The sequence below is a fragment of the Variovorax sp. dw_308 genome, assembly GCF_019207085.1.
Lineage (GTDB): Bacteria > Pseudomonadota > Gammaproteobacteria > Burkholderiales > Burkholderiaceae_C > Variovorax.
The window spans coordinates 125,463-148,134 of record NZ_JAATOM010000001.1 but is presented as its reverse complement, the minus strand read 5'-3'; the positions used below and the strand labels follow the sequence as shown (position 1 = coordinate 148,134).

At 67.1% G+C, this 22,672-nt stretch carries 18 protein-coding genes; 5 read left to right on the top strand and 13 right to left on the bottom strand.

Annotated features, from left to right (window positions below; translation table 11 throughout):
* Nucleotides 1-64 precede the first annotated feature (64 nt).
* Nucleotides 65-1,222 (top strand): alpha-hydroxy acid oxidase, encoded by a 1,158-nt coding sequence (locus tag HCU76_RS00635; protein ID WP_345944661.1) that lies wholly within the window; start codon nucleotides 65-67, stop codon nucleotides 1,220-1,222.
* Between the two features lie 31 nt (nucleotides 1,223-1,253).
* Here HCU76_RS00635 and HCU76_RS00630 read toward each other — a convergent pair whose 3' ends face one another.
* The 3 genes from HCU76_RS00630 to HCU76_RS00620 form a co-directional block, all read right to left on the bottom strand.
* Nucleotides 1,254-1,655, bottom strand: a complete 402-nt coding sequence (locus tag HCU76_RS00630) for a hypothetical protein (RefSeq protein WP_213954969.1) — start codon at nucleotides 1,653-1,655, stop codon at nucleotides 1,254-1,256.
* Between the two features lie 534 nt (nucleotides 1,656-2,189).
* Entirely contained in the window at nucleotides 2,190-3,041 is an 852-nt protein-coding gene (locus HCU76_RS00625) for a class I SAM-dependent methyltransferase (protein WP_218508163.1), read from the bottom strand.
* A gap of 157 nt (nucleotides 3,042-3,198) precedes the next feature.
* Nucleotides 3,199-3,759: a putative glycolipid-binding domain-containing protein gene (locus HCU76_RS00620; RefSeq protein ID WP_213954971.1), complete on the bottom strand. Its 561-nt coding sequence runs from the start codon at nucleotides 3,757-3,759 to the stop codon at nucleotides 3,199-3,201.
* A gap of 60 nt (nucleotides 3,760-3,819) precedes the next feature.
* Here HCU76_RS00620 and HCU76_RS36435 point away from each other — a divergent pair, with 60 nt between their 5' ends.
* Genes HCU76_RS36435 through HCU76_RS00610 form a run of 3 tightly spaced genes read left to right on the top strand, consistent with a single transcriptional unit; the run spans nucleotide 3,820 to nucleotide 5,948 of the window.
* Nucleotides 3,820-3,954 (top strand): hypothetical protein, encoded by a 135-nt coding sequence (locus HCU76_RS36435; RefSeq protein WP_256353892.1) that lies wholly within the window; start codon nucleotides 3,820-3,822, stop codon nucleotides 3,952-3,954.
* 36 nt (nucleotides 3,955-3,990) lie between these two features.
* On the top strand, nucleotides 3,991-5,256 hold the full coding sequence (locus HCU76_RS00615) for a DNA polymerase IV (RefSeq protein ID WP_218508162.1): 1,266 nt from the start codon (nucleotides 3,991-3,993) through the stop codon (nucleotides 5,254-5,256).
* Between the two features lie 5 nt (nucleotides 5,257-5,261).
* Nucleotides 5,262-5,948: a TIGR02117 family protein gene (locus tag HCU76_RS00610; protein WP_218508161.1), complete on the top strand. Its 687-nt coding sequence runs from the start codon at nucleotides 5,262-5,264 to the stop codon at nucleotides 5,946-5,948.
* Here HCU76_RS00610 and HCU76_RS00605 read toward each other — a convergent pair.
* Nucleotides 5,893-7,056, bottom strand: coding sequence for an acyltransferase (locus HCU76_RS00605; protein WP_218508160.1), 1,164 nt, complete (start codon nucleotides 7,054-7,056; stop codon nucleotides 5,893-5,895). The two genes, HCU76_RS00610 and HCU76_RS00605, sit on opposite strands and share 56 nt — an antisense overlap.
* Before the next feature lie 175 nt (nucleotides 7,057-7,231).
* Between HCU76_RS00605 and HCU76_RS00600 the strand changes: the two genes are divergently transcribed.
* Nucleotides 7,232-8,383, top strand: a complete 1,152-nt coding sequence (locus HCU76_RS00600) for a DNA topoisomerase IB (RefSeq protein WP_256353890.1) — start codon at nucleotides 7,232-7,234, stop codon at nucleotides 8,381-8,383.
* On the opposite strand, the gene HCU76_RS00595 is transcribed toward HCU76_RS00600, so the two are convergent.
* From HCU76_RS00595 to HCU76_RS00555, 9 genes are all read right to left on the bottom strand, one after another.
* A complete protein-coding gene (locus HCU76_RS00595; RefSeq protein WP_218508159.1) occupies nucleotides 8,329-9,009 on the bottom strand; it encodes a hypothetical protein in 681 nt (226 codons plus the stop codon). The two genes, HCU76_RS00600 and HCU76_RS00595, sit on opposite strands and share 55 nt — an antisense overlap.
* On the bottom strand, nucleotides 9,006-9,371 hold the full coding sequence (locus HCU76_RS00590; RefSeq protein WP_345944669.1) for a response regulator: 366 nt from the start codon (nucleotides 9,369-9,371) through the stop codon (nucleotides 9,006-9,008). Before HCU76_RS00590 ends, HCU76_RS00595 begins: the two co-directional genes overlap by 4 nt.
* A gap of 77 nt (nucleotides 9,372-9,448) precedes the next feature.
* Nucleotides 9,449-10,306: an NADPH-dependent 7-cyano-7-deazaguanine reductase QueF gene (queF, locus tag HCU76_RS00585; protein WP_218508158.1), complete on the bottom strand. Its 858-nt coding sequence runs from the start codon at nucleotides 10,304-10,306 to the stop codon at nucleotides 9,449-9,451.
* Nucleotides 10,303-11,202: an alpha/beta fold hydrolase gene (locus HCU76_RS00580; protein ID WP_218508157.1), complete on the bottom strand. Its 900-nt coding sequence runs from the start codon at nucleotides 11,200-11,202 to the stop codon at nucleotides 10,303-10,305. Before HCU76_RS00580 ends, queF begins: the two co-directional genes overlap by 4 nt.
* Before the next feature lie 11 nt (nucleotides 11,203-11,213).
* Complete coding sequence (locus HCU76_RS00575) at nucleotides 11,214-12,059, bottom strand: 2OG-Fe(II) oxygenase (RefSeq protein WP_218508156.1); 846 nt, start codon at nucleotides 12,057-12,059, stop codon at nucleotides 11,214-11,216.
* Nucleotides 12,056-12,841 carry a peroxide stress protein YaaA gene (gene yaaA, locus HCU76_RS00570; RefSeq protein ID WP_218508155.1) on the bottom strand — a complete coding sequence of 262 codons (786 nt, stop codon included), beginning with the start codon at nucleotides 12,839-12,841 and terminating at the stop codon, nucleotides 12,056-12,058. The genes HCU76_RS00575 and yaaA overlap by 4 nt, the downstream gene beginning before the upstream one ends.
* Before the next feature lie 152 nt (nucleotides 12,842-12,993).
* Nucleotides 12,994-18,207 carry a cadherin-like domain-containing protein gene (locus HCU76_RS00565; protein WP_218508154.1) on the bottom strand — a complete coding sequence of 1,738 codons (5,214 nt, stop codon included), beginning with the start codon at nucleotides 18,205-18,207 and terminating at the stop codon, nucleotides 12,994-12,996.
* 605 nt (nucleotides 18,208-18,812) lie between these two features.
* Nucleotides 18,813-20,978, bottom strand: a complete 2,166-nt coding sequence (locus HCU76_RS00560; RefSeq protein WP_218508153.1) for an HlyD family efflux transporter periplasmic adaptor subunit — start codon at nucleotides 20,976-20,978, stop codon at nucleotides 18,813-18,815.
* Nucleotides 20,979-21,009: 31 nt separating this feature from the next.
* Entirely contained in the window at nucleotides 21,010-22,668 is a 1,659-nt protein-coding gene (locus HCU76_RS00555; RefSeq protein WP_218508152.1) for an HlyD family efflux transporter periplasmic adaptor subunit, read from the bottom strand.
* Between the last annotated feature and the right edge of the window lie 4 nt (nucleotides 22,669-22,672).

Here is a 22,672-nt window from a genome sequence, read left to right as displayed (position 1 = left end):
ACATGTGCCATCCCCCGTGCCGATAATGCGGCTGCACCGTTTACACCAGCCAGGAGACCGCGAAGTGCCCGACCTTTCCAAGATCACCTGCATCGAAGACCTGCGAGTGATCGCCAAGCGCCGCGTGCCGCGCATGTTCTACGACTACGCCGACTCCGGCGCCTGGACCGAAGGCACCTACCGCGCCAACGAGAGCGACTTCCAGAAGATCAAGCTGCGCCAGCGCGTGGCCGTGAACATGGAAGGCCGCTCCACCCGCACCACCATGATCGGCCAGGAGATCGCGATGCCCGTGGCCATCGCGCCCACCGGCATGACCGGCATGCAGCATGCCGATGGCGAGATCCTCGGCGCCAGGGCAGCCAAGGCCTTCGGCATTCCGTTCACGCTGTCGACCATGAGCATCTGCTCGCTGGAAGACATCGCCGCCGCCACCAACGGCCATCCGTTCTGGTTCCAGCTCTACGTGATGAAGGACCGCGACTTCATCGAGCGCCTGATCGACCGCGCCAAGGCTGCCAACTGCTCGGCCCTGCAGATCACGCTCGACCTGCAAGTGCTGGGGCAGCGCCACAAGGACATCAAGAACGGCCTGACCGCGCCGCCCAAGCCGACCATCGCCAACCTCATCAACCTCGCGACCAAGCCGCGCTGGTGCATGGGCATGCTGGGCACGAAGCGGCGCACCTTCGGCAACATCGTCGGCCATGCGAAGAACGTGGGCGACGTGTCCTCGCTGTCGTCATGGACGGCCGAGCAGTTCGACCCGGCCCTGAGCTGGGCGGATGTCGAATGGATCAAGAAGCGCTGGGGCGGCAAGGTGATCCTCAAGGGCATCATGGACGTGGAGGATGCGCGGCTGGCCGCGTCGAGCGGCGCCGATGCGCTGATCGTGTCGAACCATGGCGGACGCCAGCTGGACGGCGCCCAATCCTCCATCGAGGCGCTGCCGGCCATCGCGGACGCGGTGGGCCGCGAGATCGAGGTCTGGATGGATGGGGGCATCCGCAGCGGACAGGACGTGCTGAAGGCCCGTGCCCTCGGCGCGCGCGGCACGCTGATCGGCCGCACCTTCCTTTATGCGCTGGGGGCGTTCGGCGAGGAAGGTGTGACGCGCGCGCTGCAGATCCTGCACAAGGAGCTCGACATCACCATGGCCTTCTGCGGCCGCACGCAGATCGACCAGGTGGATTCGAGCATCCTCGTTCCAGGTACGTTCTGACCTCCCAGGGCCGGGCCCGGCCCGCCGCCCCTCACTGCTCGCGCTTGTCGTCCCGCGGCGTTGCGGGGAGCGGCTTCAGGTTGGTGAAGCCCATGTACGCCGTCGGCGCATAGCTGTCGGGGGTCGGCTGGTGATCGGGCACGACGAAATCCTGGAAGTCGGTCGGCTCGAAATGGGTGTCGCGCTTGACGGGCACCGGCTTGTGGCGCTCCTTGGCATTCGCGCGCAGCCGCGCCAGGTCGGCCCGGACTTCCTCCAGCGAGCGCATCGGCTTGGCGACGGCGGGCGCTTCGGCGACGGGCTTGGGCGCGGCCGGCTTGGCCACCTGGGGAGCCGGGGCGGGCTTGCTGATCTGCTCGTCCCAGTCAGCCGGGACCACGGAAAGGACGGGCTTGCGCGCAGGCGCTGCCGCCGGCACGGATGCCGATGCCACGGTCATAGGCTCGGCGGCTTGCGCCGCGACCGGTTGCGAGGCAACTGGCGCAACTGGCGCAACCGTCCCAACTGGCGCAATGGGTGCCTTGGGCGCAATGGGTGCGACAGGCGCCACGCTGGCTGGCCGGGCCTGCGGTCCCTGGGACGCCGCGCGTTCCACCGGCATCGCCGTTGGCTCGATCCGCTCGGCTGCCCGCGCCGCGCCGGTGCGCGGCGGCAACGCCGTCGGGCCACCCCCGAAGGACATCACGCGAGACCCGGGCCGCGAAAGCTTGTGCTTTCGCGAGCCTCCCAGGAGGCCACGCAGATAGCGGCGGACGGATCTGATCCAGCGAGAAGCGTTCATCACGATTGGGCCTCGAATGTTCGCCCAATTGTTAACTTACGTTGCAACGAACAGAATGGGTGACAACACCCGATGTCGCGCGAAGTGCACACAAATGCACGAACAGCGCCCCATCGCGATGCGTTCGTGCGGCTTTTGCGTTCGATCGCAGAAAAGGCGGGGCGCCGCAGGCGAATTCGGGGTTGGTCAGACTCGTACGGTCAACATATGCCCCAGCCCGCCGGCCATGAGCTGCTCAGGACGGTCCGGGAAGTACATCGCGTTCAGATCGCTCGGCCCGAGGTCGCTCACGTGCGAGAAATCGAGCGCCCGCAGCGCCTCGACAAGCCCGGCCGGATCGAAGTACGACTTCCACGGCTCGCCCAACCAGGCGAGTTGCACAGTCATCATGCCGATCAGGATCTGGCGCAGGAAGCCGACGCTCTCGACCGGCGCCAGGTAGTCGAACACGACACCGCTGCCCGCCGGCAACGACCGGAAGAAGCGCATCATGTCCATGACCACCTCGTGCTCCAGGTACATCGAGACGCCGAGCCACGAGAAGAAGGCCGGCTTGTCGCGCTCGAACCCGGCAGCGCGCAGTTCCGTCGCCAGATCCTGATGTTCGAAGTCGCAGCTCACATATCGCAGCGTGGACGGCTCCTGGATGCCGGCCTCGGCCAGGCGCTCGCGCTTCCAGGCCTGCGTGTTCGGGTGATCGACTTCGAAGACACGCAATCGCGCCGCCGGATACGGGTTGCGATACGCAAAGGTGTCGAGCCCAGCGCCGAGCACGACGAACTGGCCGACGCCACGCTCGATCGCCGCGCCGAGTTCTGCCTCCGCGAACCGGGCGCGCGCCACCACGAAGGCCCTCAGCGCGCGCGCGGCATCGTTGTCCAGGAGGCGCCCGCCGAGTGCGATCCGGTCGGCGTCCTCGCGACCGATGATCGGCACCGCGATCGGGTCGTCCATGACCACGGGTTGGTCGAGCAGTTGATGGGCGGCACGACTGGCGGCGACGCCGCGTGCTGTGAGACTGGGTCCGGTTCGCTTCATTCGTTTCCGATTCCTGGATTTCTGGTGCTTTGAGCGGCAGGGCATCGTCCGCGAGTGACGAGGGCACCGCGCAAGGTCCGCAAGCGCCGGCGCCGGGCATCCAGGACTTGCGGCGATCTGCCGGGCGTCGGGCGACCGGACGCACAGGGAGTGTGCGCTACCGCTCCGCCATCCACAGCCGCGGGTACTCGCGCACGAAGCCTTCGCTCGTCACGTGCAGCAGGTCGGCGTAGTCGAAGCGCGGCGCCTGGTACCAGTAGCTGTGGTCGTCGCGGCGCTCGTAGCGTTGCGCCAACATGGTCAAGCCGCCGTCCTCCACGTCGAGCCAGGCGGCCGGCGCGTCGGCGGCTTCGCCGGGCTGGAGGTTCAGGCGTCGCAACTGGATCAGGTTGGTGGCCGGCGTGAAACCCAGGTCGAGGTCGACGCAATGCGCCAGCTCCGGCACCGCAACGTCGTTGAGCTTCCAGTCGCCATGCGCGCCGCGTGCCACCGAGAAGTCGATCGCGCTGCCGCCCATCCAACCCCGCACCGTGCCCCATTGGGTGTGCCAGTTCTTGTCGCAACGCACCCGGTAGTGCAGTTGCGCGATGCGCCCGTCGGACTGCCGGAACAGGGCCGTTCCGTCCAGTTGCCACGCGTCGCCCTGGCGATCGAGCCGGCAGGCATCGTGGCCCGGGAGGTCGAGGCGGTGCCAGAGCGTGGAGGCAACGGGTTGCATGGCGTTGATGATGACCGGAGGCACCGCGCAGCGCAAGACGCCGGACGCACAATTCCTCCCATGCCGAATCCGCGCGTTCCCGCAGCCATTTCGATGCGCGAGCGCTACGGCGACCATGTGCCGCTGGACGAGCCGGTGATCTCGCCGGTGGCGATGTTCGACTCGCCCCTGCTCGTCACCGTCGAGCAACGCTGACGGCCGCCCTGACGGCGACCACGGCATCGCGCGAAAATGCCCGCAGTGCCACCGCCCGATTCCTCCAAGCCGCCCCTTCGCCGCATCGCCCATCTCGACATGGACGCGTTCTTCGCGTCGGTCGAATTGCTGCGCTATCCGCAGTTGATGGGCCTGCCGATGGTGATCGGCGGCGGGCGGCGCAAGGTGGACGAGATCCTGTCGCGCGACCATGCCGGCCTGCCTTCGCACGAGGTGCCTGTCGCGGCCTTCCCGCTGCTCAGGGACTACGTCGGCCGCGGCGTCATCACCACGGCCACCTATGCCGCGCGCCAGTTCGGCGTGGGTTCGGCGATGGGCATGATGAAGGCCGCCCGGCTGTGTCCGCAAGCCATCGTGCTGCCGGTGGATTTCGACGAGGTGCGGCGGCTGTCGCGCCTGTTCAAGAGCACCATCCGCGAGATCGCGCCGGTCGTGGAAGACCGCGGCGTGGACGAGGTATACATCGACTTCACGGATGTGCCCGGCGGCCAGCGCGAAGGCGGCCGCGTGCTGGCCCGCCTCATCCAGAAATCGATCCTGCAGGCCACAGGCCTCACCTGCTCCATCGGCGTGGCGCCGAACAAGCTCATTGCCAAGCTGGCCAGCGAATTCAACAAGCCGAACGGCATCTCGATCGTCCACGAGAACGACCTCGAATCGAAGATCTGGCCGCTGGCGGCGCGCAAGGTCAACGGCATCGGGCCGAAGGCGGACGAGAAGCTCAAGGGGCTCGGCATCCACACCGTCGGCGATATCGCCGCCAGGGAACGCGACTGGCTGATCGCGCACTTCGGCAAGTCCTCCGGCGCCTGGATGCATGAAATCTCCTGGGGCCGCGACAACCGGCCCGTCGTCACCGAAAGCGAGCCCGTGTCGATGAGTCGGGAGACCACCTTCGAGCGCGACCTGCATGCCGTTCGGGACCGGGCCGAACTCGGCGCGATCTTCACGCACCTTTGCGAGAAGGTCGGCGAGGACCTGCAGCGCAAGGGCTACGTCGGCAAGACGATCGGGATCAAGCTGCGCTATGACGACTTCAAGACCGCCACGCGCGACCACACGATGAGCGTCTTCACTGCCGACGGCAGGACCATCCGCCAGATCGCAGGCCAATGCCTCAAGCGCGTGCCGCTGGAGCGCCCGCTGCGACTGCTGGGCGTGCGCGTGGGCACACTGGTGCGCGCGGACGAAGCGCCTGCCCCGACGAGCGGCGTGGCTGCGCCGGGCAAGCGCCCGCGCGTCGACGCCGAAGCGACCGCGATCACGCCGTCGCTGTTCTAAAGCCTATGTGGCGCTTGCTCCTCTGCGTGGCGATGGTGCCGGTGATCGCCGCGCTGGCGTATGTCGCTATCGCGAGCGCGCTGATGTTCTGGCCGGCCAACGCGACGCCGCCCGCCGAGGATCGCGCCATCGAGGCGTGGGTGCTGAGCAATGGCGTGCACACCGACATCGTGCTTCCCCTGCGCGGCCATGGCACGGACTGGTCGCAGACTTTCCTGCCCGCCGATTTCCGCGCCGCACCTCCAGACGCCGACTACATCGCGATCGGCTGGGGCGACCGGGACTTCTACCTGTACACGCCGACCTGGGCCGACCTGACCGTGAAGCGCGCCCTCGGCGCGCTGGCGGGTATCCACAGCGCGGTGCTGCACGTGACCTACCTGCGCCGCGCCGAATTCGAGAAGCTGGCCCATCGCGTGCCGCTCTCGCAGCGCCAGTACGACGTGCTGCGCGACTACGTGCGCGCCTCGTTGCCCCAAGGCCGCGCCGCGCCGGTGGCGGGCGTCCACTACGCCGCCAACGACGCCTTCTACGAGGCCGAAGGCCGCTACAGCATGGTCGAGACCTGCAACAACTGGACTGGCCGCGGCCTGCGCCTCGCCGGCGTCACGGTGAGCCGCTGGTCGCCGTTCGACTTCAACGTCGTGCGGCACCTGCCGCCTCGTGGGGTCGCGGGGTCGCCAGGACGCTGACCATGTCCGGCGCTTTCGGCTTCGAAGCGGCCCGAGGCGCGAGCCCCTTGAGCAAGGGCCGCTCGATCCATTGGTGAAAGGCGACCGACGCCGCGATGCAACTCGCCAGGATGAGCACGAACGAAACCAGCATGCCGCCCACGCCATGCAGTCCTGCGGCAACGGCCGCCTTGCTCAGCAGCGCAAGCAACGGGAAGTGAATCAGGAACAGCGCATACGAGGCGTCGCCGACAACCGCGGCGAATCGGTTCCCGAAGCGCCCCGGCTCGCGCTGCTCTGCCTGCACCAGCGCGACGATCAGCATCGCGGCAAACAACCCGTAGCCCAGGTGCACGAGCGGCAGGGGCAAACCTCCATCGAGCGCCTCGGCCACGGCGCCGAATCCGAAGAAGAGAACGCCCGCCACGATAGCCACGGGAACCGGCCGAGGCATGCGCCAATCCTGCGCCACCACCCAGGCAGTCGCCGCGCCGATGCCGAACAGCAACAGCAGGTCATTGGCGAAGAAGCTCCCGGGAAAGGACTCGCTGCCGCCGTGCAGTTGCCAGGCCAGGTTCGCCATGTACATCGCCACCGCGCCGACGAAGAGCCTGCGGTGAAGGATGCCCAATCCCACCACCCCATAGAACACCATCTCGTACTGCAGCGACCAGGCCACGTAGATCACGGGCGCGCCGGTGCCGCCCACCACGGCCGGATCCTGCGGCAACAACAACAGCGACTTGACGAGCACGCCCAGGCCGGTCGGCAGTCCCTCGCGCAGAGAAGGCGCTGCCAGCGACCCCAGGTACACGCACGCGAAGACCAGCACGTAGGTCGGATAGATTCGCGTCGCCCTCCTACACAGGTATGGCAGCAGGCGACCGGGCACGCCGAAATCCTGGCGGTGTATCAACGTGATGATGAAGCCGCTCAGCACGAAGAAGAACGCCACGCGGGCCTGCCCACCGAGCGCGAAGATCCGCACCAGCACGTCCGCGTCATGGCCGAAGAACTTGTCCTTTGCTAGGTTGTCGGAAAGATGAAAGCACACCAGCAGGATGGCCGCAACGGCCCTGCAGGCCCGCAGCGATCGATACCGCCCTGCGGCTGCATCGGGCGGACTCATCGCTGCGAAGTGGAAAGCGCGCAAGCATGCGCGGGGTGTGACGGTGTTGCCGGCATCGTTCGCTCCCGTGAACTTCTTGATTCGGAAACGGCACGAACCGGTAACTTTTTCCCTTTACCACGTTTCATGCCGACGTCTTCATGACGCCGGAAAAAGTATCGCCGAGCAATGTGACATGCAGCGCCAACCTAGACTTCAGATAGCCGATGGTCTGAGCCTGATCTACGTCAGGCCGGACATGCCGGGCTTCAGTCGGGTGAAGACCGGTACCACATTCCGCTACAGGGATACGAATGGCGAATGGCTCAGCGACGCAAAGGAGATTGCGCGCATCCGCCAACTCGCCATTCCGCCGGCGTACGAGCGCGTATGGATCTGCCCGTTGGCCAATGGGCACCTGCAAGCGACCGGCCAGGACGCGCGCGGACGCACGCAATACCGCTATCACGCTGGCTGGCGCGCGCTGAAGGACCAGACCAAGTTCGACCGGCTCGAGGCTTTCGGCCAGGCGCTGCCGCGCATCCGCGCCCGCGTCGCGCGCGACCTGCAGCCGGGCCGCGGTGCGCCACTGAAGCGCACGCTGGTGCTCGCCACGCTCGTGCGCCTGCTCGACACCACCTTCGTGCGCGTGGGCAACGAGGAGTACGCCAGCAGCAACGGCTCCTTCGGGCTGACCACCCTGCGCAATCGCCACGCCCAGGTGCGTGGGAGTGCCTTGATGCTGCGTTTCCGCGGCAAGAGCGGCGTGATGCATGAGGCGAGGGTCGACGACCCGCGCGTGGCGAACGTGGTGCGGCGCTGCCAGCAACTGCCCGGGCAGGAACTGTTCCAGTACCAGGACGAAGACGGCGCCCCCCACAGCCTCTCGTCCACCGACGTGAACGACTACCTGCGCGAAGCCGCGCCTGGCGGCCCATTCACGGCCAAGGATTTCCGCACCTGGCATGGCACCGTCCAGGCGCTGGAACTTACGCGGCTGGCCTGCAACGCGCCGCTGTGCGGCACGCCAGGCGGCACGCGCCCGGGCATCAAGGAAATCCTGGCTGCAGTGGCGGCGCGACTCGGCAACACGCCGGCGGTCTGCAAGAAGGCGTACGTCCACCCGGCGGTGCTGGCGCTGGGCAGCAGCCTCGCGGCCGATGCAGACGCGATGACCGATATCTGGAAGGAGATCGCGGGCCGCGCGTCCGGCGCGCGCCGGCTGCTGGCCGCGGAGGCCCGGCTGCTGACCTTCCTGCGGCTGCAGCGACGACGCGCGTCACGCAACGCGCGTCAGGCTGCCCCGAAATCCAGGACCAGGGTCGAGCCCTCGCGCGTCACGGCGTAGCCGAGGTCGTCCGCCAGGCTCTGCAAGGCGATCGCGTCGATGGCCAGCGCGCGCGGCGCGCGGTGTGCGTCCGCGCTGTCTCGCGGTGCGCTGCCCTGGTCGTGCGTGACGGCCGTCAGGCGCAGCGCGCGAGTGCCCTCTGGCGCGATGCGGACCGCGCCAAGGCCCTGGATGCTGTCGTGCAGATGCCCCATGCCGCCCAGCAGCAGGTAGCGCAAGGCTGCCGATTGCGGCCAATGGGTCTCGCCTTCCACAGGCTCCAGCCCGGAGTCGACATCGAGCGAAATGCCCTGCATCTCGTAGGCCGCGCGCATCAGCGAGACACACTGCGCCACCAGCGCCGATCGCGTGATGCCCTCGTCGGCGGTGGCCAGTTCCCAGTCGCGCAGCGAGCGAACGCCGGCAACGAGGGCGCCGACCTGGCTTTCCACCAGTTCAACACGCTGGGCGCAGGTCGAAGCGTCGATCGGGTCCGCCGCGACCTGGCGCTTGAGCATCAGCAAACCCATGCGAATGACCGACACCGGCGCCACCATGTCGTGGCGCAATGCCGGCAGCGCGCGCGTCAGCAACTCGTGCCGAACGCCCGCCGCGATCCAGCTCCTGGCACTCGGCGAAGCCTTCATGCAGAAGCGCGCACGCGCGGCGCCGCGAGGATGCGGTCGAGCGCGTCGAAATCGATCGGCTTCTGCAAATAGTGGTCGAACAGGTCGCGTGCCTTGGCGCCGGTAGCGTCTTGCTCGGAGTAGCCGGAAATCGCCACCAGCAGCACGGGTTGTCCGCCGCTGGTGCTGCGCAGGTGGCGAGCGACTTCGCTGCCGGGAAGGTCTGGCAAGGAAAGGTCGATGAGCGCTGCGTCGAACTGCTCCGACGCCGATGCATCGAGCGCCTGCCGCGCGTTGTAGCAGCAGCGGGCGGTGTGGTCCTGCAACAAGAGCAATTCCTGCAACAGGTCGGCCGCAGACTCGTTGTCGTCAACGATCAACACGTTCAAGGCGCCCTCCGGGGAAATTGTCGAAGCGGTGAGTATGGTCCCGGCCGCGCGCCCTGGCTGTAGGAGCGTGCCTACTGTCGCGCGGTGCGTACGTTGGCTGGCAGCGCCTGCGGCCAGCTGGTACGGAACGGATTGATGTCCAGTCCGCCGCGTCGCGTGTAGCGGGCATACACGGCCAGCTTGGTCGGTTTGCAGCGTTGCAGGATGTCGTTGAAGATGCGCTCGGCGCAAGGCTCGTGGAACTCGTTGTGGTTGCGGAAGCTCACGATGTATGCCAGCAGGCCCGCCTGGTCGATGGGCGGGCCGCTGTAGCGGATCTGCACGCTGCCCCAGTCGGGCTGGCCGGTGACCAGGCAGTTGCTCTTGAGCAGGCGGCTGGTCAGCGTCTCGTTGACGTGCACTTCGTCCTGGTCGGCACGAAGCAGCTCCGGCGCGGGCTGGTAGTGCGTGCATTCGATGTCGAGCCGGTCGAGGTTGAGCCCGTCCATCTCGTGCACGGGCTCCTGGTCGAATGCATCGGGCAGCACCAGCCGCACGCCGATGCCGCCGCTGCGGTCGCTGCCGCGCCAGGTGGCTTCGGACAGGTCGGCACGCAGCCGCTCGCGCACCGCGTCGGCACTGGCGAACACGGTGCTGTTGAAGCTGTTGAGGTAGAGCTTGAAGGACTTGCTCTCGATGATGTTGGGCGTCTCGCACGGGATCGTGAAGTGCACGATGGCCAGTTGCGGCTTGCCGCGCGCGTTGAGCCAGCTCAGTTCGAAGCCGGTCCAGAGGTCGGCGCCGAAGAAGGGCAAGGCGCCTTCCCGGATGCCCATGGCCTCGCGCTGGGTTGCGCGCGCGATGGGAAACAACTGGCTCGCGTCGTACTGGTCGACATAGGCCGAGCGACGGCCGAGCTGCGACTCCTCGGGCGTGTTCGAAAGGCTCATGCAGCGTGGTCCCGGAGGAAGGGAACGATGTGCTCCAGCAGGATGGCGCTCACCTGCGGCGGCAGGTCGTGCCCCATGCCTGCGATCGGCACGAAGCGCGCGCCCGGAATGCGGCGGGCCGAATCCTGCCCGCATGCCATGGGCACCAGCTTGTCGGCATCGCCATGCAGCACCAGCGTCGGGCTCTTGATCTTCGACAGCACCGTGGGCCGGTCGCTGTCCGCGCCGATCGCGAGCATCTGGCGCACCACGCCGTCGGGACGGTAGGCGCGCCGGATGCCGGTGCGCACGCGCGTGGCCAATGCGACGGGTTCATAGGGGTACGCCGGGCTCGCGATGAGCTTGATGAAGCCGACGCTGAAGTCGACCAGCGCGTCTTCGTCGTGGCTCCTCGGGCGGCGCATCAGGCCGCTGGCGATCTGCGGATGCGGACCGGGCAGCCCGCGCGCGCCGCTCGAACTCATGATGCTGGTCAGGCTCAGCACGCGATCCGGCGCGGTGGCGGCGACGCGTTGCGCGATCATGCCGCCCATCGAGGCGCCGATCACATGCGCGCGCTGCACACCCAGCGCATCGAGCACGCCGAGCGCGTCGTTGGCCATGTCCTGCAGCGTGTAGGCCGAGTGCACACGCAGGCCGATGCGCTGGCGCAGCGTCTGCCACACCAGGCTGCGCTTGCCCTTGTGCTCGAAGCCTTCGCTCAGGCCGATGTCGCGGTTGTCGTAGCGCACTACCCGAAAACCCGCGTCCACGAGCGGCTGCACGAAGTCGGGCGGCCAGCCGATCAGCTGCATGCCCAGGCCCATGATGAGCAGCACCACCGGGCGGTCGCCCTGGCTGCCGTCGGCCCCGCTGTCGTCGACTTCGATCTGGATTCCGTTTGCCTTGAGTTTCATGAGGTGCCTGTTTACTTGAATTCGCGTTCGCGCAGCCATTTGGTCGCGACCCATTTCTCGCCTGCGAGAACGGGTGCGCCGCCGTGGAGCGTCTTGGTGGCCGGATCGGGCCGGTCGTAGCTGAAGAACACGCCGCTACCGCGCACCGGCCCCACTTCCAGGCCGACGTCGGGGAAGGTGGTCGCCCCGCCCTGCTCCGGCGACTGCAAGTACATGACCAGCGTCGCCACGCGCTGTCCGCCGCGCTTGAGGATGACCGGCGTGCCGGGCTCGACCGGGTCGAAGTAGTCGTAGTGCGGGCGGTACTGCGCGCCGGGGCTGTAGCGCAGGATCTGCAGGCCCTCGCCGAACTCGATCGGCCAGCGCAACAGGGCCGCGAGGCGCGACTCCAGCCGCGCGACGATGGCGTTTTCCCCGCGCTCGAAGAACATGCCGTCGCTGGTGCGATCGATGTTGAGGACTTCGCCACCGGTCTTGGTCTCGACCGTGAGCGAGCGTGCCAGCCGTTCGCGCGCGGCAGCGATCAGGCCCTCGCATTCGTCGTCCGACAGCAGGTTGCCGAACACGATCACGCGCGGGTTCTGCAGGGTCTGCAGCACCTGCACCTTGCGGCCATCGGCATCGATCTCCAAAGGTGCGTTGCTCAGGTCGGGCCCCGGCATCTCGCGCGGGGGCGCCGGGGCCACGCCCGCGCCGGTTGCCAGCGGGCCGAGTTCGGCCAGCGCGGCGCTGGCCACGTCGTCGTGCCAGCCGGCATCGCGCATCGAGGTCTTCAATGCGGGTATCGAATGGCCCGCGGCCAGTTGCGACACGATCCAGGCGCGCAGCTCCGGACTCACTGCCTGTGCTCCGCTCATTGCGTCTTCCTCCGAAAAACGAGTCTGTCGGGCTTCGACGCAGCGGCATCGAAGCGATAGCCCTCCAGGTCGAATTTCTCGAGTGCACGGGGCGTCGTGGCCTGGTGCAGGATGGCCCATCGTGCCATGAGGCCGCGCGCCCGCTTGGCGAAGAAGCTGATGACTTTGTAACGGTCGCCCTTCCATTCCTCGAACACGCATTCGACGATGCGGGCCTTCAGCGCCTTGCGGTCGACCGACCGGAAGTACTCGTTCGACGCCAGGTTGACGACCACCGGCGTGCGGTCGGCCGCGGCGCGCTTGTTGAGGTAGTCCGAGATGCGGCTGCCCCAGAAGTCGTAGAGGTTGTTGCCGTGGCGGTTGGGCAGCGGCGTGCCCATTTCCAGGCGATAGGGCTGCAGCCGGTCGAGCGGCCGCAGCACGCCGTAGAGGCCGCTGAGGATCACGATGTGTTGCTGGGCCCAGTCGAGTTGCGCGGGCTCGAGGGTCTTGGCGTCGAGGCCGCCGTAGACGTCGCCATCGAAGGCCAGCGCCGCCTGCTTCGCATTCCTGGCGGTGCTCCGCTGTGCCCAGGCGGCGTAGCGGCCGACGTTGAGCGCGGAAAGGTTGTCCGACAGGTGCATCAACTCGGCGATCTGCTGCGGTGATTTTTCGCGCAGCAGCGTGATCAGTTCGGATGACGGCCCCTTGGGACCTTCGAACACGGGCTTGGTGGCGGGCAGGTCGGCCGGGACGGGGGTTTCGTAGTCCAGGGACTTGGCGGGCGACAACAGGAAAAGCATCGAGGAATTATCGGGCGGGGCTGCGGATGCTTATTTCGGGCAAAAAATACCCGCCGATCGCGCCGTGTGCAGGCGGGCGATCGGCGGGCCAGGGCCGGGTGGTCCAGCCTTGCTTGCAGTCGTTGCTTCTTGTTGTGTTGTTGTCCCTGCGATCAGCCCAGCAGAGCCATCAGCTCGGCATCGACCGAAGCCGGGGCCTTGCTGGCGTGGCCGAGCTGGTCCGCGAAGGTCATCGAAGCCGTCTTGCCGGCGGCCTTGCCCGACTTGCCGGACTTGTCTTTCGTCGATTCGCCGACCTTGCGCATTTCCACCGCGTTCGAATCGATCTCGATCACGTGCGTCTGGGACTGGCCGCTGGCGCGCGCCACCTTGATGCGCAAGGTGAGCACTTCGGCACCGACCGGGCGGTCGATCGCGATGTGGCCGTGGCCGTCGACGCGAATCCAGCTCGGCAGCGCCTTGCCGTCGGCCAGCGTGGCGCTCACGCTCTGGATGGCGGAGTGGCCCGGCGCGGCGAGGTCGCTCACGTCGATCCAGGTCTGCTGGCCGTGCGAGACCAGTTCCAGATGCACGTCACCGTCCAAGCGCAGCGAGGTGATCGAGCGCGGTTCGACGCTGAAGCCATCGACGGCATTGAGCTGCGTGTGCAGCGTGTTGTCGCTGGCGACATGGCTGACGACGTTGCTGCCTTCGACCGCGCCCAACACGCGCTGCGTGCTCTCGACCGAACTGCCGTGCAGCGAATCCACGCCGTTGACGGCTTGCAGCACCACACCGCGGGCATTAAGTTCCTGCGTGCCGTTCAGGCTTTGCACGCCATTGACGGCATCGACCACCGCACCTTCGACATCCAGGCGCGGTGCGCCTGTCAGCGATTCGAAGGTACCGTCGGCGTTGCGCCATTCGCCCGTGTGGCGGCCGAACAGGTCGTCCGACGGCTCGTACACGAAGGGATAGTCGTGGCGGGCCATGTCGTCGGCCTGCAGGACATGCAGCGTCAGCGTTGCGTTGACCAGGCCGCCCTTGCCGTCGCTCACGGTGTAGACCACCGACAGGTCGCCGCTGTAGTTGCGGTTCGGCGTGAAGCTGTAGCTGCCGTCGGCGTTGATGTTCAAGGTGCCGACGCCGGGGATCTCCACCGGCTTGCCGGCCTCGATCGGGCCCGGCACGCCGGGAACGGTGAACTCCTTGATGGTCAGCGCGTCGCCGTCGACGTCTCGATCGTTGGCCAGCAGGCCATCCTTGGGACCGGCCACGATCGGGTGATCGTTCGTGCCCGTCATTTTTTCGCCGATGACCACCGGCGCGTCGTTCACCGAAGTCACCGTGATGCTGACGTGGCCAGTGTTCTTTCCACCCGACGCGTCGGACACTTCGTAGTTGAAGCCGACCGGGCCGTTGTAGTCGGGCGCCGGGACGAATGTGATCGTGCCGTCGTTGCCGATGTGCACCATGCCGTTCGGCACAGCGATGTCCTGCGCGCCACCGGTGAGCGGCGTGCCGTTGATCGAGGTGATCTTGAGCGCGTCGCCGTCCGCGTCGGTGTCGTTACCGAGCAGGTCGAGCACGACGGGTGTGTCTTCCAGGGTCGTGACCGCGTCGTCGTTGGCGACGGGCGCGTCGTTGACCGGCTTGACCGTCAGGATCAACTCGCCCGTCGCTTCGCCGCCGTGGCCATCGTCCACCGTGTAGTGGACGCCCGGCACCGGGCCGTTGTAGTTGGGCGCCGGGGTGAAGGTGTAGCCGCCATCGGGGTGGATGACGAGCACGCCCACGCCGGGGATGTTCGCGGGCTGGCCGGCCAGGATCGGGCCTGGCACGCCGTCGACCGTGAAGTCCTTGATGGCGAGCGTGTCGCCATCGGGATCGGTGACGTTCCTCAGCAGGCCGTTCTCCGGCGTGACCACCAGCGGCGTGTCTTCGGTGACAATGGCAGTGCCGTCGTCAGACGCGCCCGGCTTTGGCTGGCCGGGGTTGCCCGGGTTGCCTTCGCCAAGGTTGCCAGGGTTGGCAGGCTTGCCCGACGGGCCTTGGATGACGGGCGCGTCGTTCACCGGCGTGACCGCGATGTTCACGGTGCCCGTGCCCTTGGCTCCAGACGGATCGCTCGCCTCGTAGGTGAAGCTGACCGGGCCGTTGTAGTCGCGGTTCGGCGTGAAGCTGATCGTGCCGTCGATGGCGACGTTGACCTTGCCGTTCGGCACGTCGATGGTCTGCGCGCCACCGGTGAGCGGCGTGCCGTTGATCGAGGTGATCTTCAACGTGTCGCCGTCGACATCGGTGTCGTTGGCGAGCAGGTCGAGCACGAGCGGCGTGTCTTCCTTGACCGTCAGCGTGTCGTCCCCGGCCACCGGGGCGTCGTTGACCGCCGTCACCTTGAGCGTGAGTTCACCCGTGGAGTCGCCACCCTTGCCATCGGTGATGGTGTAGTTGGCATCGGTCACGCCGGGGATGCTGAAGCCGGTGACGGACAGCGTGTCGCCGTCGACGTCGGTGTCGTTGGCCAGCAGGCCCGAGGCCTTCGGCACGTTCAGGGTCGTGTCTTCGGCAGCGGTGCCAACGTCATTGCGTCCGACAGGCGCGTCGTTTACCGACTTCACGTCGACCGTGACGTTGCCCGTGGCAGCCGCGCCAGACGGGTCCCTGACCACGTAGTTGAACGCAACCGGGCCGTTGTAGTCGGCGGCGGGCACGAAGCTCATGCTGCCGTCCGCGGCGACCTTCACCATCCCGTGCGGCACAGCGATGTCCTGCGCCGTGCCCGGCGTAAGGAGCACGCCGTTGATCGAGTCGATGCGCAGCGTGTCGCCGTCCGCATCCGTGTCGTTGGCGAGCAGGTTCAGGGCCAGCGGCGTGTCCTCGTTGGTGCTGAGCAGGTCGGCACCTGCGAGGGGCGGGGTATTGCCCGGCACCACCGAGATGGTCGCCACCGCCGTCGGCGAAACGGTGCCGCCGGCGTCGGTCAACGCGAAGGACAGCGTGCGGTTGCCTGCGGTGGCAGCGAGCTTGGTGTCCCGGTAGGTGATGCCGCGCACCAGCGCGTCCAGGCTGCCTTCCGGCATGACGCCGCCGGCAGACCTGGTGATGACGAAGCCACCGGCGGTGGTGTAGGCCACGGAGAAGCTGTTGCCACCGATGCTGACGGTCTTCGTGCTGTTGGCATTGAGCACGAAGTCGGTGCCGCCGATGTTGACGATCTCGCTGGCGCCATCGCGTACGCCGCCCACTGCGATGCGCATCGTGCTGAGGTCGTTGTCGCCGAGGTCGTTGACGTCGGCGGTCGCGCTGGCGATCGCCACGCCCGGTGCGCCGCCGGCCTGGGCGACCGCGTTGTCGCGTGCCGTGTCGGCACCGGTGGCGGCGGAGTTGAGGTCGATGAGCGGCGCGTTGGTGGCGTCGCGGTAGTCGAAGTCCCTGGTCATGGCCACGGCGCCGATGCCGCTGGAAGCGGTGTCGCCGTCGCTGTCGGCCAGGGTGAACTTGCCGCCGGCCAGGTTGTTGCCGTTCACCACGAAGCCGTTGTTCGGGTTGCTGCCCTCGAAGATGTCGAGCAGGCCGTCGCGGTCGGAATCGACCGTGCTGGTCAGGGAAGTCGGCGCGCCGTCGCCACGCTCGACGACGTCGAGCTTGCCGTCGTTGTCGCTGTCCAGGTCGAGGTAGTCGCGCTTGCCGTCGCCGTCCGTGTCCACCGGCGTCAGGCCCTTGCTGGCTGCAGTGGAGATGTCGCTGGTGTTGGCGTCATAACGGTCATCGAGACCGTCGTGGTCGAGGTCGGTCATGGCCAGGCCGGAGCCCGACGGTGCGATGTAGGAGCCGCTGGCCTGCGCTTCGACGTTGTCCGTGATGCCGTCGTTGTCGCTGTCGATGTCCAGGCGATCCGGAATGCCGTCGTTGTCCGAGTCCTTCCCTCCCGTTCTGGCCAGGGCGCTCACGTTGCGGATTTCAAAGGAGTCGAATCCCAGGTAGCGGGCCTCGCCAGCGCCGCCGATCGAGACGACGATCTTCGGTGCGGTCGATTTGGCGATGAAGGTGAACGAATCCGTGGACCAGGTCTTGGCCACGTTGCCTTCATAGGTGAGCGACTTGCCCGAGTAGGCCACGCCGTCGATGGTGAAGATCAAGTTCGCGACCGTGCCCAGCGTGGTCATTCCGTTCACGCCGCCAAAGATCTGCGCGAAGTCGATGCGGACCGTGTCTCCGACCTGGATGCCGGCGGATGCGGGGATCGTGCGGGCGATCGATTCAGTGAGGGAGCCGTTGTAGAAGGCGATGAAGACATCGCCGTCAGCGGCACCCGGAACGCCGTTCATCGCGCCCGCCCAGAAGCCGCTGCCGTTCAGGGAGAAGGGCCCCTTCCAGGTGTCGGCAGTCCCTTCGTTGGACGTCCAGCCCGTGCCTGCCACGGTGGAGTTCAGGCTGGCGGTGTTGGTGTTCTCCGTCCAGGCGACGCCGAACGCCCCTTCGTTCGTGCCGTCGACGAGAGATGGTGTCCAGTCTTCGATCACATCGAGGATGCCGTCGTTGTCGTCGTCGATGTCGGTGTTGTCGATGACGCCGTCGCCATCCGTGTCGAGCGTCGTGCTGGTGCTGGACGCGGGCACAACGACCGGAGCCTGGGGGGCCAGCGTGTGATCCCAGTCGCGCGCTTCCACGGAGGTCGCCTCGATCGAGCCGACGTGGTCTTCCAGCGTCCAGTTGCCGCCCAGGCGTTCCGCGCCCGTCGGGTCGGTCGATGCTGCGACGTCGGCGCCGGCAATGTCGCTGAGCACTTCCGCCGCGTGGGCACCCTCGGTGCCGGCGCCGAAGTCGCAGCCGTAGATCAGGATGTCGCCATTGACCGCCAGAGCGTGGCCGATGATGGTGAGGTCGTCACGGTATTGGCCCTGCATGCTCTCGGTCGAGAGGATGGCGTTGCCGAGTTCCAGGTGGCCTTCTGCGCCGTGGCTGATGATGTGGATCGCAGCAATGTCGGTGCGGCCTTGCAGCGTCTCGGCAATGGCATGCACGCCATCGGTGTTCGATTCGATGAAATGGACTTCGGCGTTGGCCCCCAGCGAAGCAACCAGGACCTGCGAGTCTTCGACGGAACGGTCGATGAAGTAGACGTTGGTGCCGGTCGCCGCGGCCTGCTGGGGCGCGCGAGTTCCTTCCGCTTCGACCGGCGCGACCGCCTTGCTGTTCGCCTGCTCGAGCGCGTGCATCAGTTCGGCGTTGCCGGCATCGGGCGCCGCAGGTGCGGCTGCCGCGTGGGCTTGCTCGGCCGTCGTCTCGGCGGTCGCGGCAGCGGCGGCGTCGAGCAGTACGCGGGCTTCGAGGGCCTGCAGGCGGATCTTCTTGGGCGCGGCGCTTGCGGCAGTCAGTGCCATTGCGGTGTTGCGATTTTGGCGACGTGAGATCTTGAACATGCGGTCTTCCTTCGAATTAGGTAATTGCGGAATTTGAATCTGGATTCCGCTGTAATGATCTGCCTGCCATGCCCGTTGCATCACTCGACTCGATCAACATTCATCACCTGCAATTTTCTCAAACGGGGAGCGGTCGCGATAGTCGATTGGCGCCGCCAAACGCGTGCATCTCCCATTCGTTCGTCGATCGAGAAACGTCCTGCAGGGGCATGAGGAAAGAACTTCGGACTTATTGGAAATTTCCGAAGCGGCCAGGATTCACGCGGCGCCGGGCGCGCTGCCGGCGTGTCCTGCAGCAGTGTCCAGGCGGCGCGCTGCCAGTCCGCATCGTCCATTGAGACCCAATTCAAGCCACACAATTGGCGCAAGAAAAATAGCAATGACTTAAAAACCCGCCAAAGAGACCGGGTTCCTTTTAGGGCATGTTTCAGCCCTGTCAATCAACCAGAAATTTTCATCCGTCCGTCCATTTGTTCGCATCATTTGAATTCAAATAATTCGCAAGCAGAAATGAAAACAGCCACCCGAAGGTGGCCGTCATTTATTTCAGCAGAATCGCGCTTTGCTTACGCCGCGCCTTCCCGAACCAGCACGTGCACCACGCGCTTGAATACGCGCACCGCCATGCTCTGGGCGGCGCCGCGCACATGCATCTCGCCGCGCAGCTCGGTGCGGGGCGCAACGCCTTCCGGGCTGCTCGCCGTTGCGGCGATCTCGAACATCGCATGCTCGGAACGTGCCTTCTTGCCTTCGGCCCGCGCGTCGACCGGGCCGCCGAAGGTGGATGCCAGCAGCCAGTTGTCCAGCGAGTCCGACGCTGCGGCGCCGATGCGCTTGACCTGGATGTCGCGCGATGCCGCCATGTGGTGCTCGTCGACGAAGCGGCCCTTGTCGCCCTCCTCGATGCGCGCCAGGTCTTCGGAGTCGATGTAGCCGCGCGCTTCCAGCACGCCGGGCTTGCCGACCAGCACGAGCATGGTCTGCGCATTGATCCAGCGGCCGGGATGCAACTCGGCGGCGATCTCCATCACGGTGCCGTCCATCGGGGCCTGCACCACGAGCCGGGCCTTCTCACGGTTCAGGCCGTCGATGCGGTCGCGTTCCAGGCGCAGTTCGCGCATCAGCACCAGGCTGTCGGAGAGGTCACGCGAGTCCGAGGCGCGGCGGCCCATGCGTTCTTCCAGCAGCGCGGCGCGGTCCCCGGCTGCTTGCAGCTGCTGGTCGATCTCGGGCGCCGAGAGCTTCATCATCACCTGCCCTGCCTTGACCGGGTCGCCGGCCTTCACTAGGACCTGCTCGATCCTTGCCGGCCGCGGTGCGAAGGACGGCGCCTGCTCGGCAGCCGTCAGCACCGCCGGGATGCGGACCATGTAGGGGAACGGCACGAGGAAGGCAAGCAGCAGTGCCAGCGTGACGACCGAAGTGACGCGAACCCGCGCACCCGTCTCATTGCGGCGCTGCAGCCATACCTTCATCTCACGCCAGATCGGCAGCACGATGAACCAGCCCATTTCCACGGCGAACATGAAGATGCCGAGCGCCTTGAAGAAGAAGTGATAGACCAGGAACGCGATGCCCAGGAACAGGAAGAAGCGATAGACCCAGGTCGCATACGCGAAGCAGATCAGCATCACGCGCTGGCGGCCTTGCGCCGGCTCGGGCTGCTCGTCGCCGTAGCCGAACAGCTGTTCGCGCAGGAACCAGCGGCCCATCGCGAACGAACGCTCCTGCAGGTTCGGCTCGCCGATCATGTCGCTGAAGAGGTAGTAGCCGTCGAAGCGCATCAGCGGGTTGCAGTTGACCGCGATGCTCATGACCCAGCTCGTCGTCGCCAGGGCGAAGGCGGCATGGCGCAGTGCGCCCTCGGGCGTGAAGATCCAGATGTAGGTGGCGATCACCGCGATGATGAGTTCCACGGCCATGCCGGCCGCATCGATCAGCACGCGCTGGCGACGGTTCGGCAGGCGCCATGCGTCGGTGGTGTCGGTGTAGAGGATGGGCGTCATCACGACGAAGGCCACGCCCATGGTCGTGACGCGGGAGCCCATGCGCACTGCCGTGTAGCCGTGGCCGAGTTCATGCAGCGTCTTGACCAGCGCCAGGCTGATGCCGAAGGTGGCGATGCCGGCCACCGAGAACATGTCGGGGAAGGTGTGCAGGAAGGCGTCCCACTGGCGCGAGACGAGGTAGAGGCTGAACAGGCCCAGGCCCGCCAACGCCAGCCAGAACGCCGGCTGGAAGAACACGCGCACCAGGTGCTGCGTGCTGCGCAGGAAGGCATCGGGACGTGCCAGCGGCACCTTGAAGAACAGGTAGCTGTGCAGCAGCTTGTTGCCGAACGAGCGCTTGGCGCCATCGGCCTGGCGGCGCACGCGCGCGAAGGTCTGCATCGGTACGGGGCGAACCAGTTCGTGGCGTTGCAGGAACTCCAGCAGTGCCGCGATCGATTCGTCGGAGACCTGGCGGCCGTTGTCGGCGGCCAGTTGGGCGCGCATGGCGCCCACGGTGCCGGCGCCCCAGTGCGCCAGCAGGTCGACCGCATCGCGCTCGATCTCGAAGAAGCGCTGGGCCATCGGGTCGTGGATCTTCCACTGGCCTTCCGTGCCGGCCTTGACGCCGCCGGCGCCGCCTTCGATCAGGCGCAGGTCTTGCCGCAAGGGCGGCAGCACCTGGTCGTCGAACTTGGGCCTGGCCGCGGCAGCTTGCATGCCGGCTTGCAGACCGGGTTGCATTCCAGGAAGAGCGGTTGCGTGTTCCATGGCATCAGATTCCAGTCCATTGACGCAGCGCGGTGAGCGGGCGACGCATCACGTAATAAAAGAGAGAGACAGGCTCGCCGTAGACGCGCGCCGTACCGCGCAGGCCCAGGCGCTCGGCCGGTGCCTTGAGGTCGTCGGCGCGGGCCGTGACCGTGAAGCTGGCCACGCCAGCCGCATCGGCCTCGGCCTTGTAGGCCGCGCGCACCACGGTCGCCTTGATCGACGACAACGGTGCCGCATCGAGGAAGACCTTGGCTTCGGCGCCATCGCGCAGGTTGACCGCATCGGCCACCGGCATCTTGATCTGGAACTCGACGTTCTTCGGGTTGGCGACGCGCATGATCGCCTCGCCCACCGCCACCGGGCGGCCGACCCAGTCGCGCGGATCGCCGAACAGGGCGACACCGGGCTCCTTGGCCTTGATGATCGACTTGTCGAGCATGGCGCGTGCGAAGTCGAGTTCGGCGCTGGCGACGGTCTCTTCGCTCTGCGCGACCGCGAGTTCGCGCTTGGCGGTCTGGTCGTCGATGGAGGCTTGCTGGAAGCGCAGCATCTTGGCGCGGGCCACTTCGAGCTTCTGGGTGGCGACTTCGAAGTCGCTGCGCAGCGTGGTGTCCACGAGCTGGACCAGCGGCGTGCCTTCCTTCACCTGTGCGCCGGGGGCGACCAGGATGCGCTCGACCACGCCAGCCACGGGTGCGGCCACGACGAAGGGATCCTGCGGCGTGACTTCCACCGGGGCCAGCGTCGTCAGCGGCACCGGCACGAAGGCCAGCAACAGCGTCGCGACTGCCGCGCCGATGGCTGCCTTGCGGTAGTGCTGGCGCCACTTGCGGGCGGGCTTGACGCGGCCCGCGATGGCGCTCGCGCCATGGGCATAGGCTTGTGCCAGGCGCTCGGCGAGCTTCTGGTGCGACTCTTCCCATTCGGTGTCGCGAGCCAGCAGCCAGCCGGTCTGGATGGCCTGCCCGCCGTCGACGAGGGGCACCCAGAGCATGTGGCGCAGGGCCGCTTCCTCGGTACACGGATCGGCGGGATCGGCGTACGACGGCAGGCTGAAGGCGTGCATGGTGCGGGCGACTTCGCCTTGGCGCCACAGCGTGGCCGTCAGGTTCTCGTACCAGCGCAGCATCGGCGCATCGCGGTTGACGCGGGCCAGGCCCGAGACGGCTGCGACGGACCATGCGGTGAGGTCGGCGTCGGAAGCCGCCTCTGCCTTCTTGAACTTCGCCATGGTCTTCGACCGAGCGACCTTCGCGATGGATTCGCGCGATTCGAGCACCAGCGCCTGGCCGAAAGGCAGCAGGGCCACGGCTTCATTGGCCAGGTGCTGCCACAGGGCTTCGCGCGTCGTGATGCGGCGCAGTTCGCCTTCGATGCGGATCAGGTGGGCGATGCTGGCGCTCATCGCGGCACTGGCTGGCGCGGTCGCCGGCATGGCGGCGGCAGCTGGTACAGCGGATGCAGCGGCAGCTGACACGGCGGCGGATGCCGCTGCGCTGGCGCCCTTCCGCGCGTCCGCTGCCGGCTTTGCAGTAACAGGTGATTGGACGGGCCGCTGCACGTTGGCGGCGCGGCTGTCGCGGACCACGAGCCGGGGACGCGCCACCGGCGTGGCCGTTTCGCCGGCCACGGCCGGCTGGATCTTGTGAGCGGCGGTCATGGTG

Excerpts from the sequence above, each read along its gene's own strand:
- HCU76_RS00625 (WP_218508163.1), bottom strand. The coding sequence starts at position 3,041 with ATGAAGCGAACCGGACCCAGTCTCACAGCACGCGGCGTCGCCGCCAGT.
- HCU76_RS00620 (WP_213954971.1), bottom strand. The coding sequence starts at position 3,759 with ATGCAACCCGTTGCCTCCACGCTCTGGCACCGCCTCGACCTCCCGGGC.
- HCU76_RS36435 (WP_256353892.1), top strand. The coding sequence starts at position 3,820 with ATGCCGAATCCGCGCGTTCCCGCAGCCATTTCGATGCGCGAGCGCTAC.
- HCU76_RS00615 (WP_218508162.1), top strand. The coding sequence starts at position 3,991 with ATGCCCGCAGTGCCACCGCCCGATTCCTCCAAGCCGCCCCTTCGCCGC.
- HCU76_RS00610 (WP_218508161.1), top strand. The coding sequence starts at position 5,262 with ATGTGGCGCTTGCTCCTCTGCGTGGCGATGGTGCCGGTGATCGCCGCG.
- HCU76_RS00605 (WP_218508160.1), bottom strand. The coding sequence starts at position 7,056 with ATGAGTCCGCCCGATGCAGCCGCAGGGCGGTATCGATCGCTGCGGGCC.
- HCU76_RS00600 (WP_256353890.1), top strand. The coding sequence starts at position 7,232 with ATGCAGCGCCAACCTAGACTTCAGATAGCCGATGGTCTGAGCCTGATC.
- HCU76_RS00595 (WP_218508159.1), bottom strand. The coding sequence starts at position 9,009 with ATGAAGGCTTCGCCGAGTGCCAGGAGCTGGATCGCGGCGGGCGTTCGG.
- queF (WP_218508158.1), bottom strand. The coding sequence starts at position 10,306 with ATGAGCCTTTCGAACACGCCCGAGGAGTCGCAGCTCGGCCGTCGCTCG.
- HCU76_RS00580 (WP_218508157.1), bottom strand. The coding sequence starts at position 11,202 with ATGAAACTCAAGGCAAACGGAATCCAGATCGAAGTCGACGACAGCGGG.
- HCU76_RS00575 (WP_218508156.1), bottom strand. The coding sequence starts at position 12,059 with ATGAGCGGAGCACAGGCAGTGAGTCCGGAGCTGCGCGCCTGGATCGTG.
- yaaA (WP_218508155.1), bottom strand. The coding sequence starts at position 12,841 with ATGCTTTTCCTGTTGTCGCCCGCCAAGTCCCTGGACTACGAAACCCCC.
- HCU76_RS00565 (WP_218508154.1), bottom strand. The coding sequence starts at position 18,207 with ATGGCACTGACTGCCGCAAGCGCCGCGCCCAAGAAGATCCGCCTGCAG.
- HCU76_RS00560 (WP_218508153.1), bottom strand. The coding sequence starts at position 20,978 with ATGCAACCCGGTCTGCAAGCCGGCATGCAAGCTGCCGCGGCCAGGCCC.
- HCU76_RS00555 (WP_218508152.1), bottom strand. The coding sequence starts at position 22,668 with ATGACCGCCGCTCACAAGATCCAGCCGGCCGTGGCCGGCGAAACGGCC.